Source organism: Sulfurimonas sp., from assembly GCF_023228785.1.
Classification (GTDB): domain Bacteria; phylum Campylobacterota; class Campylobacteria; order Campylobacterales; family Sulfurimonadaceae; genus Sulfurimonas.
Genome location: NZ_JALOAN010000003.1, coordinates 80,120 through 93,199, shown reverse-complemented (window position 1 = coordinate 93,199; position 13,080 = coordinate 80,120). Strand labels below are relative to the sequence as shown.

Genomic DNA, 13,080 nt, shown 5'->3' with positions numbered 1-13,080 from the left:
TACCCTATGCATTAGAAAAAAAGTATCCAAAATCTAAGCTTGAAACAAAGTGGCAGTTTCTATTTCCCATGAAAAATATTTCAACTGACCCAAGAACTAAAGAGCAAAGACGCCACCATGTTCATCCGCAAACTTTAGGGCGAAACATAAAAGTAGCATCTCAAAAAGCAAACTTAAACAAGCGTGTAACTTCACATATTTTCAGACACTCTTATGCTACGCATCTACTTCAAGCTGGCATAGATTTGCGAAGCATTCAAGAACTATTAGGTCATAAAAGCGTTGAGACAACCATGATATATACTCATGTTGTGAGCGAGATGAACAAGGCTAAAGTTATAAGCCCATTAGATTTTTAAGGAAAAGTGTTATGAAAATGGTCTCTTGTGCTACTTATGAGGGTATAGATGCAAAGCTTGTGCATGTTGAGTCAACACTTACTAAAGGGCTTCCCTCCTTTTCTATAGTTGGGATCGCCTCTGCTTCGATCAATGAGGCAAAAGATAGAGTAAAGTCAGCACTTTTAAGTAATGAGTTTAGCTTTCCTCCAAAAAGAATTACCATTAATTTAGCTCCGAGTGATCTTAAAAAAGAGGGGAGCCAGTTTGATCTTAGCATCGCTCTTATGATAGCCCTTGATAGTAATGAGAGTGATTTTAGTGAGTGGTTTGTCTTTGGTGAGCTTGGACTTGATGGAACTGTCAAGGAGAATATTCAACTATATCCTCTTATGCTCTCACTTGCAAACCAAAGAGTAGTAAAAAAAGCGATAGTGCCTTTTGAGAGCCTAGAAAAACTCTCTAAGATTCCTGATATAGAGTTTTACGGAGTAAAAACGCTCCAAGATGCGATAACACTTCTTAAAAACCAAGAGAGTGCAACTCCGAGCATAGAACAATCCCAGATCGAGTATCCTTTTTATGAGTTAAAAGGAGAAAAGTACTACTACTCTCATGAGTATGTGGATGACTTTGTTGATGTTAAAGGGCAAGATGTCGCTAAAAGAGCAGCTTTGATAGCTGCTGCTGGGTTTCACAACATCCTTTTTGAAGGTTCACCAGGATGTGGAAAGAGTATGATAGCAAAGAGACTAAGGTACATACTTCCGCCAATGACAAGCGATGAGATACTTGATGTTGCGAAGCTTCAAGCGTTAGAGATGCAAGAGATTGAGTTTAAACCACACAGAAATATGCGAAGCCCACATCACACTTCTACGCTAGCAAGTGTCTTTGGTGGAGGTTTGTCATTTCCATCAAACCTTGCTACTTTCCACTAAACCTTGCTACAATACTTTAAGCTCTTTAAATTACCAACAAAAGGTGTCATCATGAATGATGGAACAGTTGAAATTGATAGTCTTCCAGTAGATAATGAATTATATGTTGTTACAAAATACGGTGGTGTAATTAAAAACCATAGTTTTGCAGTTGATATTCCATTAGTCAAAGTCACCTTAAATAAAATAGAAAACAATAGTATAAAAACCCCTTCCGTAAGTAGTTTAGTCGGACTTCCAGAATTGAGTACTGTAAGAATAGGAACTATTTGGCAAAATAAGGTTCGTCAAGAGAGTTACTGGAAGAACTATAAACATTATGAAGAGAAAATTCCTCTATCATTTAATTTAAAAAAGAACCCAGCTAAGAGTGTTAGGTATATAAAACGTCAAAATGGAAATAGATCAAAACTAATACCTGTAGAACTTGATAATGATAAAAAGACTATAGATGATGACAAGTATTATGGCTCTAGCTTCACAGAATTTATCTCAGAAAGTGGAATTAGGTATATTGTTTCATCTATGGAATTACTTATGAGTACTTATGTCCCGAGAAATAAACTAATAAGAAATGATTTATTATTGCATGATTTAGATTCTGTAGTGGATAAATATCTTAAAGGTTATAGCTGTACGGATAATAAATACACAGTCCATCTTGATAAACTATTAGAAGTTGAAACCATGGCTTTTTTAGCACATTTATCTTGCAATAAAAAGTCTAGAGCAAGTATATCAAAGATCTGGGGAGGATTAGAGGGAAATAGTGCTTTAAATGAAAGACATTTACAAGTACTCCCATATCATCCAGAAAATATCTCATTTAGTGCAAGCGGTGTATGGCTAGATGAACATACATTTTATATTCAAAGAATATATGATCCTAAAGCACCATCTGAGAAGAGTTATAAATTTACAGGCAAAAGAAATGCAGATATGTTAAAAGAAGATTCTACTGAGAAATCTAATGATGATGAATCAAATGATGAACAACAACAAAAATATCCTCTAAATCAAAACCAGATAAATGAACAGACTACAATTAAACATGATAGAAACCCAGGTTCAAACGCTGGCGTAAAATACATAGTATCTGAAACTAAGCCTGATAACGATGAACTGGACTTTGAGGTTGAAGAAGAGATCCAAGTTGATGATACACAAGCAACATCCTATAAACAAGAAAAAAAAGATGTAAAAACTGCATCTTCTGGAAAATTATCTGGCACTAAAGATTCAGAAAAAGTTGCTATGACAAAATATGTAGTTGACGAAAATCCTCCTAGGTTAGATTACGCACTAGAAATAGAAAATTCACTAAATGAATTAATAAGTAAAGGTACTATCAAAAGCATAAAATATATAGATGACTTTGCTGTTGAGCATGATCAGTTGGTATACGCTTCATTTAGTCAAGATCATATAAACCTTGATGGAAGTAAATATTGGGCTTCTGGTTATATCAAAGGTTCTGGTATTGGAAGATCTAGAGCTGGATATAGAAAACTACTAATTATAAAAATAAAGATAGATGGGTTAAAGCCTTTTTACATTATAGAGGTTATACGTAAAGTAGAGAGTGACAAATTTAAAGGAATTGTATTTCAAACTGAGGGCGCTGTAAATCAGATAATGCTAGAAGACATTAAGCGAGTCATTGCAATAAATAAAGGGCACTTCAATAAGCGCAAAAAGCCTTTTCCTGTTAGAAAATCTGCACAATATAAGCATAAATGGGGTGATATGACAAAGCGTTTTGAGAATGTATTTGAATCTTTGAAAGTAAAAAACATATTTGAGTGATTATTTTATTATTTCTAATTCTAAAAGCATTTTTAGTTGTCATTTGATAAAATATATTATTATAAAATTTTATAATAATTAGAAAATTCAGATAAGGCTGTATATTTGGTAGAAAATGATTACACAACACTTATTGGTAACATTAAAAGCTTGACACCCAATGAGAAGAATACAGAAAACGAACTCTATATAGCATTATTAGATCATGCAACAGCAGAACGTGAAGATACAAAAAACATTGCTTTATCAGGTCCTTATGGTGCTGGAAAAAGTACCATATTAAATGCTTTTAAAAAATACAATATCGATAAAAAAGAAGAAAATAGAAAAAAGATAGTCACTATTTCTATGGCATCATTTTGTGAAATTATTGGTAAAGAAGATGTTCAAGTTAAAAATGAATCAGATGAGACACAAGAAAGCACACTGGATGAAGGTAAAGATACACATGATGTTGTCAAAAAGCTTCATTGTAATACTTCTATTACAAATATTAATACCATAGAGAAAACAATTTTACAGCAGCTCATTTATAGTGTTGATAAAGACCAAATACCGCTTTCTAAATTTAGCAGAATTGCAAAAATCAATAAAGACGCAATAAAAAGTAAAGTCTTAGATATATTTTTATGGATTGCATCTATTGTGATATTTTATAACTTTTATGTGATTAAGTCGATATTTTCAAGTTTAAAATATATAGAATCTTTATACATAATATTGATGTTTCCTCTTTCATTTTTAGTGATATATTTGAGTATGAAAAACATTACAGATATTGTGTATTATTTTAGAAGACTCAACCTTAGTAAAATTGCTTTTAAAAATGTAGAACTTATCTTCTCAGATGAAAACAGCTCTGTATTGAATCATAACATTGATGAAATATTGTACTTTTTTGAAGCTACAAATATAGATGTTATACTTATTGAAGATCTTGATAGATTTGAAAAACCAGAAATTTTTGTTAATTTAAGAGAACTGAATAATCAAATTAATAGCAGCTCCCAAGTTAAACAAAAAGTGTCATTTATTTATGCAGTTAAAGAAGATATGTTTTCAAATGAGGATAGAGTTAAATTTTTTGATTTAATAATTCCAGTAATCCCCTTTATTAATTCTGAAAATTCTTACGAGATGATTGATAAAATGATTCGAAACTTAGGGTTAAGAAAGCACTTCTCAAATAACTATATATATGATGTTTCTATATTCATAAATGATATGAGGGTTCTAACAAATATTATTAATGAGTTTTTAGTATATTTTCATAAGTTGTTTTATAAAAAAATTGATAAAAAAATAGATATAGATCTTGAAAAACTTTTCTCAATAATTATATATAAGAATTTTCATCCTGATGATTTTTCTAAGTTACATAAAAGAGATGGTGATTTATATACATTAATTCATAAAACAAAAGATAAGTTTTTGAGTGCATCAGTAGAAAATTTGAACCAAAAAATTCAAACTATTAGAGATCAACTCAATAATTCAGAGGAATACTATTTAGAAAATATAGAAGAGTTAAATAAGTATCTTATGCTTGATATTGGGCAGAAAAATAATATAAATCAGATACTCTTAAATGAAAAATATGAAAGCATAGAAAATATTTCAAAGAACGAAAAGCTATTAAAAGATTTACTTGAAATTAATGAGGAAAGATTGCAATGCTCTAGAACTAATGGTCAAACAGTTTATGTAAATTCTAATAACATTATAAGTTTAAGTAAAACCTCATTGAAATATGACGAAAAAATGGATTTTATACAAAATAAGAAAGCAATAAAACAAAAGGCTCTAAAAGAAGACATAGAGTTATTAATCAAAGAAAAAAATGCTCTTAAGAGTATGACTATTAATCAACTAGTTGATGAAGATAGTGCAAGCGAACATATTCCAAAGTCAATCAAAGAAAGTGAAATACTACTCTATTTAGTATCACGAGGGCATATCTCAACGGATTATCCATCATATATTTCTTTGGTTCATGATCTGTCAGAAATTGAAATAGATTTTGTTAGAAGTGTAAAAAGTTCTAAAGATACAGATCCTAACATCGTATTAAGTAAAGTTGATTCTATAGTTAAAAAACTATCCTTGAATGACTTTAAAAAAGAAAGTGTATTAAATATTAGTCTTGTTGAATATCTTGTTAAGAATCGAGAACAATATTCTGACAAATATAGCGCACTATTGGACCTTTTAAAAAAACAAAAAGAAAATATTAATAACTTTATATACTTATATCTTAGATTGCCAGAAACAGATAAGTCTACCTTCGTAAAAGAATTAGCGCATATCAAAAATGATTTATGGAATGACTTAGTTAGTATGACACTTATTGACTATGTTGATGAAGATGAACTCCTATATTTATTATTTATGTATGCAGATTTAGAGGATATCATTAAGACAAATGAGTCGACAAATAGTATTACGACGCATATAAATGAGATGTCAAATTTTATTCGATTTGTCACAGAAAAAAAATTACCAATAAAAAAAGTACAAGACTATATTAAACGTACTAAAGCTAGAGTCGAAAATATTTCTATGCCTAATAGTGACGAAGAAAAAGTACTTTTTAAATTCATATATGATAATGATTTATATTTAATAAATCTATTTTCACTTCAAAAAATATGTAGCTATTACAAAGGTGACTATTCTGGATATGAAGGATCAACAACCTATTCAAATTTATCAGAACTTCCAAATAAGAAAGTTATAGAATACATTGATGAAGAAATTAACCTATTTATTGCTGATGTATATATGACTTTTAAACACTCTGAGACGGATAGTGCAATAAAAAGTATAATAGATAATCACAGGCTCGAAGACCACTATAGACAAGTTGTTATAGAGCAGATGGAAAATGTATTTGAAGATGTGGAATTTGTTGATGCAATTTCTTGGGAACATTTATTTAAGTATCGAAAAGTAAAGCCTAGTTGGAAAAATGTATTAACTGTGTATAGTGAAAATGAAAACTCTATTCCGGAGTATGTTGTAGGTTATTTAAATGAGAAAGAAGTCGTTGAAACATTAAGAAAACAAAGTTTATTAGACGTTAATGGTTATGAAGAAAACGAAGAGTTCTTAAGAGATTTTAGATATTCGCTGTATTTTAAAAGTAATTTGACAAATGAGAATCTTAAGTTATACAGAGAGACTTCTAATAGATGCTGGAATGATCTTGACATCGGAGATTTCAATACAGAAAAGCTTAAGACTATTGTAATGTCTAATTATTTGTGTACAGAGCCAAACAATTATAACAATTTAAAAGAATTGACAAATAATGTTGATAACCTACATATTCTTCTTATTGAAAACAATGTAGATGGTTTCTTAAAAGAAAAAGCTGATTATGATTTAGGACGTAAAGATTTAGATTTATTATTAAACTCTTCAAAACTAAAAAATAGTTCAAAATTAGAGTTATTTAGTTTTATGGAATTGGAATTGGTTGATTTTAAAATTGACTTTGAGTTTTTAAAGTATGTATTGTCTATGTCGCTGATAGAACATACTGATAAAGTTGAGCTCATAATTAATCAAGTGAGTTTTCTAGAAGAGGAACAGGCTATAGAACTTGTTTCAATGCTAGGCGGACAATTTGAAAAGATAATCACTCAAAAACAATTTGATTTAGAAAATAACGAGTTAAATGAAGCACTAGCAGTTGTACTTGATGCAAAAAGATTTATAAAGAGTTTTGTTCCAATGAGTGGTCAATCTGCTGGTAGATTAAGAATAAGAACTAAAGTGAAATGATGACAAAATATCAATCTGAAAAAGAACAAAGAACTGTTTCAAAAAACTATATATACAAATCATCTTCAAATATAGCTGAGTATGACCATCTTTCTTATCGTATAGAATTGCATAAATATGGAAGTCATTTCAAAAATGATATAGAGGAAACATTAAAACTAAATTCTACAAGTGAAATATCTAAAAAAGAATTTGACGCCATGATGAATATACACTCAATATTGTGGCATGAGTATACACATTTTTTAGATCATTCAACAACGTTATGGGGACTAGAATACAATATCAGAACTCTAAACCTATATAGTGCTATTAGAGAAAAAAATGATGAAGAATACATTGATGATAGGTATGAGGTTTTTTGTCTTAACTTAGCAGAAGAAAGGCTTCATAAATTAATCACAAAGCATAAAAGTTCAACAAATGAATATACAGTTGGATATAGGCTTAATTATGATAAAGAGTTAGGTGTTTATGCTCAGTATAGTCTTTATGATAAAACAACAGCAATAAAAGATACTATTTTTAATATTGATATGGCAGACCCTGTCTGTGAAGTACCGTTAAGTATGTTAGCAGTAATTGAAGCAAATGCTTATGCGCAAGAAATTCTTTTTAAATTTAATACTATAAAGCGATATAAAATAAATGAAAAAGAAGAAATTAAAAAATTGCGAGAAGAGCTAAATAATGATATAAATAACTGTGAAATGTCTGAATATACTATAATGATTAGACATGCACTCCAAGTTTTTCCATGTTTAGATTTTATCAAAGTCCTTGAAATAGTAAGTGCTGTATCAAGGCTAGTGTTAAATATGCCTATATTTTTATTTGGTACAGTTAATCACCATTATATTAAAAGTGTTTTTAAATCTGAAGCAGAATATGTAAAGTATTTAATACATGATCATGCTAGAGGATCTAGTAGGGCTTCATTTTATTTAATGTTTATTCAATGGCTGTCTGGAGAACATGCTGAAAGTACAGAGTTTAATATCGAAGATGAACTAGATAAGATTATTACTGGTGTTACTAATGGAAGGATGACACTGAACTCTGTTGATAGTATGTATAAACTTGAGCTTGAAACAGCACTAAAGTTTATTTTAGAAAAAGAATATTCAAATCCTTTGGGAAAAATATCTAATATAAATATAGAACAAGCTCATTTGTATAAAAACTTTGAGTTTAATTTTTCTAAATTACTACTACCAGAGTTTATGCTTAAAGACGGTGAAATAGTTCAGATGCCACAATCTCTAAATTTAAATCTTGAAGAGTATGCTGATGAAATATGGGATGAATATTCCAAAGTTGATGATTTAATTCAATCCGGTTTTAGAAAACGAAAAAATATAGCAGAGTTAGGAGGTGATATGTACCGTGATCATCTTCTTTCAATAGAAGAATCAAAGAGGAAACATAATTTATCAAAGCTTACAAGAACTCAAAGAAGAAAAGCTGATAGAAAAGCTTTAAAGCAACAAAAAAAATTACTTAAAAATAATATATAAGGCATATAATGATAGATGTATCTAGTTTATTAGCTCCATTGTTACAAGTATGGTGGATATTACCTATAATCTTTATCATTCTGTTCTTTAAATCTTCAGCAGGAAAAGGATTACTGGGAGAGTCTTTAGTTAATATTGTTTTAAATCTAAGGCTTGATGAAAACAAGTATAAGGTTTTAAAAGATGTTACAGTTGAAACCGAAGATGGAACTACACAAATAGATCATATTATTGTATCCCAATATGGCATATTTGTAATAGAGACTAAAAATATGAAAGGCTGGATATTTGGTGATGAGCATCAAAAGACATGGACCCAAACTATCTATAAAAATAAAAATAAGTTTCAAAACCCACTTCATCAAAACTATAAACATGTTAAAGCCATTGAAAGTATGCTTGGTATAGATATAAATAAAATATTCTCACTTGTAGTTTTTGTAGGTGATAGTACTTTTAAAACTGATATGCCACATAATGTTGTTTATGCAGGTGGTATGCTTAAATATATAAACTCAAAAAATAAGATAGTGTTTTCAAGTATTGAAGTGAATAGATTAGTACGTGAGATAGAGTCCAATAAGCTGTCTAGATCAATAAAGACACATAGAGAGCATGTAGATCATCTAAGAAGTAAAAATGAAGTCAGAAGCACTGTAAAGAGACCTGTTTATAAAAACAATATGTCAGAGTGCCCTAGGTGTGGCGGTGAACTAGTGTTTAGAGTTGCTAAAAGAGGAGTAAGTGCAGGTAGTGAGTTTTATGGGTGTTCTAGTTACCCTAGGTGTAAATATACAAAGAGTATTTAAATTAAATATAGGAGTAGTAAAATGGATACAAGTAAATTGAGATATGCAGGTTTTTGGATTAGGTTTGGTGCAACAATGATAGATGCAATAATACTTATGATGATAGTGATGCCATTGATGTATTTTTTCTATGGAGATCAACTCCTATATAATGATGCTTTTATTATGGGACCAGCAGATTTTGTAATAAACTATGTATTTCCTTTGGTTGCCACAGTGTTGTTTTGGAAGTATAAGTCTGCTACACCAGGAAAGATGGCGTTAAAGCTAAAAGTAGTGGATGCAAAAACTGGGGATCCGCTTAGTGTAGGTCAGTCTATAGGTAGATATTTTGCATACATATTATCTGCTATACCTTTGTTGCTAGGTTATTTCTGGGTTGCATGGGATAGCAAAAAACAAGCTTGGCATGATAAATTAGCTGGAAGTGTTGTTGTAAGAGAAGAACTAACAACTGAAGATGTGAACTTTTCAGGATAATGAATCACATAGACTTTTCAGCAGTTATTTTAAATACATACTCTCAAACATGGTTTATGTGGATAGGATTTTTAGTGTTTGGGTTCTTACTTCTAAAATTTTCTGACGTTATTAGTGTTAGCAAGAGAGATAAAAACAAAAAAGAAAGTGCTGCAATAAGTATGATGGCTATAGGAATTGTTGTCCATATATCTGTTATTGTTGCTCTATTTAAAAGTGTTTAGTTTTGAATTAAGGATAAAATGTGGCGTGGGAAAATGATTTATTAGATAGAGAGAAAGAAGGAGAGTTTTTATTAAAGTATTTGCTTGCCAAATATGAGAGGGACAAAGATCTACCTTATGTTCTTAATATCAATTCTGAATGGGGCTTTGGTAAAACAAATTTTCTTGAAAATATGACTTTAGATTTGAAAGAAAAAAAGCATCCTGTAGTTTATTTTGATGCATGGAAAAATGACTATACGGATAACCCTTTGCTTGCATTTATATCCGAGTTAAATTCATCTTTAGATAGTTATTTTTCAAGATCGCCAAAAACAAAAGAACTATTCAAAGAAACTATTAACGCTGTAAAAAATACCACTATTTCTATTGTGTCGAAAAAATTAACTGGATATGCAGCTGATGAAGTTGAAGAACTATATAAAAGTTATATTGATGATTCAGAAAGTGATTCAGTAGATAATAATAGCAAAGAGAATGAATTTGAACAAGGTGTCGCAAGTATTATTGCCAAAGCTTCCGAAATATCTTTGCAAGAGCATCAAACTATTAAAAACAGCATAGAAACATTTAAAATTAATATGGCTAAGCTTTTGAAGCGTCTTGACAATATGGAATCTAAAAAACTACCTATGTTTATTATGATAGATGAACTAGATAGATGTAGACCTAACTACGCTATTGAATTGCTAGAAAATATTAAGCACTTATTTGATGTACCAGGTATATATTTCATTGTAGCGACAGACTCCAGACAACTAGCACATTCTATAAAAGCAGTGTATGGAAGTGATTTTTCATCTGAAAGATATTTAAAAAGGTTTTTTAATCAGGAATATAATTTATTAGAACCAGATAGTTATATATTTGCAAAAAGCCTCTTTGAAAAAAATAACTTACTTGACAATACTAAGCTTTTTTCACCAATAAATGGGGAGTTAAATAATAACTCCAATGCTATAGTAGAACTATTTCGCTTGTATAGTGATTTCTTTCAACTTAGTTTACGCGATCAGGAACAGTGTGTTGATTTGATTAGTGCAATAGCGTTGACCTGGGATAGGGACAACTTTATACACTTAGGGTACTTATTATTTTTGATAATCTTAAAACAAAGAAATAGTGAAGAATTCATAAAATATCATAATATGAGTGAAAGTAAGAAAAGAAGTGCAATATCACCAGATTATATATCCTCAATGCTTGGTACAAAAACAACAATAACATTCAAAGATTACACTTTTGATAGTAATATGTCAGGAAATATTACTTCCCATAATATTAATGAAGTTATAAAAGCTTATTCTGATAATTTAGATAAAAATATAGAACAGCTAGTTGGTAGTAATAAGCAACCAGAGTTTAAAGATAAAATTATGAAAAAAATCAGGAGTGAACTTCCTAGTAGCTGGATATCTAATAAAGAACCTCCAAAGTATGATTTTAGTAACTACACGAGTTTAGTAATGAGAGTAAGCAACTTTTCATGAAAGGATACGCTTGAATAAATTACTATTATTATTAGTCTGTGTATCACTATTAGCCCAAAATGAATCATTCTCAAAATCAAAGAAAATGCTTCGTGATATATACAAAGGTCATCAGACTACTATCTATTGTGATTGTAAATATAACTACAAAGATAAAAAGAATATGATCGATAAAAAGTCTTGTGGGTATATACCTAGAAACAAGTATACTAAAAAAGGAAAAGTAAATCAAAGAGCTAATCGTATAGAGTGGGAACATCTGATTCCAGTTGAGAACTTTGGTCGTCAGTTTAGTTGTTGGCGTGAAGGTGACGAGAAATGCATAAAGAAAAATGGCAAAAAGTACAAAGGTCGAAAGTGTTGTGAGAAAGTGAATCAAAAGTATAGAACTATGCAAGCAGATATGCATAACCTTTTTCCGGCTGTTGGTGAGTTAAATGGTGATAGAAAAAATTTTAGATTTGATTTTGTAGAAGCTAGTGGAGGTCAATATGGTGAGTGTAAATTTGACGTACTCTTCAAACAAAAAAGAGTTAGAGTAAAAGAAGATATAAGAGGTGTTATAGCCAGAAACTATTTATACTTTAATAAACAATACGGCATGAAGCTATCTAAACAGGAACTAAACAAGTATCAATCTTGGAATAAACTATACCCGCCAAATGATTGGGAGATTGAGCGTAATGATAAAATTGGACAAAAGCAAGGGAACTTAAATGAGTTTATTAAGTGAAATGATAATAATTTTGTAAAGTTTTTTTGACAATTACATATAAAATATCTTGACAAATTTAACATAACTATGTATCATTCCACTAATTATTTGGAATAGATATTGCTAATTCTATTTTTTAATTAAACATAAAGCTTTTTTTGACGATAATACTTCATATAGAGAAGGGTTAAATTAGTATCCATATTAGTCCCACGAACTAATCCGCTAGTGGGCTTTGGATATTGATTTAACCCTTTTTTTTTATCAAAAAGGTAATTTTATGAAGAAAGTAGCATTTTTTGTAGATTGGGATAACCTTAGAAGGATTATTCAAAATATAAAAAATCGAGCCCGCAGAACTTCTACACCTTTTGATTCTTTTGATTTCAATAATCCCAAACATATATCTAAACTCTTTAAAGTATTCCTTGATGAGGAAAAAGAAGAGTATTACAGAATATTTTTTTACACAGCAAAGCCACTTAAGGATAACGAAATTAAAGACCAGCTTCGAAGCGAAGGAAAAAAAAGATCTTATCAAGAATATCTAGACAATATAGGTGTTGAAGATAGAATATACAACCTAGCTAAAAATTTTTTAGACGAGATGGTAAATGAAGACTTTATAGCATTAAGAACAGGAAAAATGCAAGTAAGAGGTGTCCATAATGATGGTAGACCAGATATTGTGCAGAAACAAGTAGATATGCTTATTGGTTTGGACATATCAGAAGTATCTTATAATAAGCATGCCGATAAAATAGTTGTATTTTCAAAAGATACAGATATGATACCTGCATTAAAAACTGCAAGGATTAATGGACTAGAAGTGAATATAGCAAACTTTAATGAAAATAATCACATAGCAAACGATATAAAAGTTCATTCAGATAGAATTATTACAAAATCTTTCGAAGAACTAAACGCGTCTGTTTAACTCCTTGATTGTGTAATTATAAGTTTATAATATTACA

At 29.9% G+C, this 13,080-nt stretch carries 11 protein-coding genes; all 11 read left to right on the top strand.

Annotated elements, in window-relative coordinates:
* Positions 1-359, top strand: a 359-nt coding sequence (locus tag M0Q24_RS01565) for a tyrosine-type recombinase/integrase (RefSeq protein ID WP_295046265.1), incomplete at its 5' end; no start/stop codon positions are given.
* Between the two features lie 11 nt (positions 360-370).
* The gene (locus M0Q24_RS01560; RefSeq protein ID WP_295046263.1) at positions 371-1,279 is read left to right on the top strand and encodes a magnesium chelatase domain-containing protein; all 909 of its coding nucleotides are present in this window, start codon (positions 371-373) and stop codon (positions 1,277-1,279) included.
* Between the two features lie 51 nt (positions 1,280-1,330).
* The gene (locus M0Q24_RS01555; protein WP_295046260.1) at positions 1,331-3,085 is read left to right on the top strand and encodes a hypothetical protein; all 1,755 of its coding nucleotides are present in this window, start codon (positions 1,331-1,333) and stop codon (positions 3,083-3,085) included.
* A gap of 105 nt (positions 3,086-3,190) precedes the next feature.
* On the top strand, positions 3,191-6,871 hold the full coding sequence (locus M0Q24_RS01550; protein ID WP_295046257.1) for a hypothetical protein: 3,681 nt from the start codon (positions 3,191-3,193) through the stop codon (positions 6,869-6,871).
* Entirely contained in the window at positions 6,871-8,388 is a 1,518-nt protein-coding gene (locus M0Q24_RS01545) for a hypothetical protein (RefSeq protein ID WP_295046253.1), read from the top strand. The genes M0Q24_RS01550 and M0Q24_RS01545 overlap by 1 nt, the downstream gene beginning before the upstream one ends.
* Before the next feature lie 8 nt (positions 8,389-8,396).
* On the top strand, positions 8,397-9,197 hold the full coding sequence (locus M0Q24_RS01540) for an NERD domain-containing protein (RefSeq protein ID WP_295046250.1): 801 nt from the start codon (positions 8,397-8,399) through the stop codon (positions 9,195-9,197).
* A gap of 21 nt (positions 9,198-9,218) precedes the next feature.
* Positions 9,219-9,677, top strand: a complete 459-nt coding sequence (locus M0Q24_RS01535; protein WP_295046247.1) for an RDD family protein — start codon at positions 9,219-9,221, stop codon at positions 9,675-9,677.
* On the top strand, positions 9,677-9,901 hold the full coding sequence (locus M0Q24_RS01530; protein WP_295046244.1) for a hypothetical protein: 225 nt from the start codon (positions 9,677-9,679) through the stop codon (positions 9,899-9,901). The genes M0Q24_RS01535 and M0Q24_RS01530 overlap by 1 nt, the downstream gene beginning before the upstream one ends.
* Positions 9,902-9,921: 20 nt before the next feature.
* Complete coding sequence (locus tag M0Q24_RS01525) at positions 9,922-11,391, top strand: P-loop NTPase fold protein (protein WP_295046241.1); 1,470 nt, start codon at positions 9,922-9,924, stop codon at positions 11,389-11,391.
* A 10-nt stretch (positions 11,392-11,401) separates the two neighbouring features.
* Entirely contained in the window at positions 11,402-12,124 is a 723-nt protein-coding gene (locus tag M0Q24_RS01520; RefSeq protein WP_295046239.1) for an endonuclease, read from the top strand.
* A 262-nt stretch (positions 12,125-12,386) separates the two neighbouring features.
* Positions 12,387-13,043 (top strand): NYN domain-containing protein, encoded by a 657-nt coding sequence (locus tag M0Q24_RS01515; RefSeq protein ID WP_295046236.1) that lies wholly within the window; start codon positions 12,387-12,389, stop codon positions 13,041-13,043.
* The last annotated feature ends 37 nt before the right edge of the window (positions 13,044-13,080 follow it).

What these genes read in the sequence shown, in the direction of transcription:
- M0Q24_RS01560 (WP_295046263.1), top strand. Translation starts at nt 371, where the DNA reads ATGAAAATGGTCTCTTGTGCTACTTATGAGGGTATAGATGCAAAGCTT.
- M0Q24_RS01555 (WP_295046260.1), top strand. Translation starts at nt 1,331, where the DNA reads ATGAATGATGGAACAGTTGAAATTGATAGTCTTCCAGTAGATAATGAA.
- M0Q24_RS01545 (WP_295046253.1), top strand. Translation starts at nt 6,871, where the DNA reads ATGACAAAATATCAATCTGAAAAAGAACAAAGAACTGTTTCAAAAAAC.
- M0Q24_RS01540 (WP_295046250.1), top strand. Translation starts at nt 8,397, where the DNA reads ATGATAGATGTATCTAGTTTATTAGCTCCATTGTTACAAGTATGGTGG.
- M0Q24_RS01535 (WP_295046247.1), top strand. Translation starts at nt 9,219, where the DNA reads ATGGATACAAGTAAATTGAGATATGCAGGTTTTTGGATTAGGTTTGGT.
- M0Q24_RS01530 (WP_295046244.1), top strand. Translation starts at nt 9,677, where the DNA reads ATGAATCACATAGACTTTTCAGCAGTTATTTTAAATACATACTCTCAA.
- M0Q24_RS01515 (WP_295046236.1), top strand. Translation starts at nt 12,387, where the DNA reads ATGAAGAAAGTAGCATTTTTTGTAGATTGGGATAACCTTAGAAGGATT.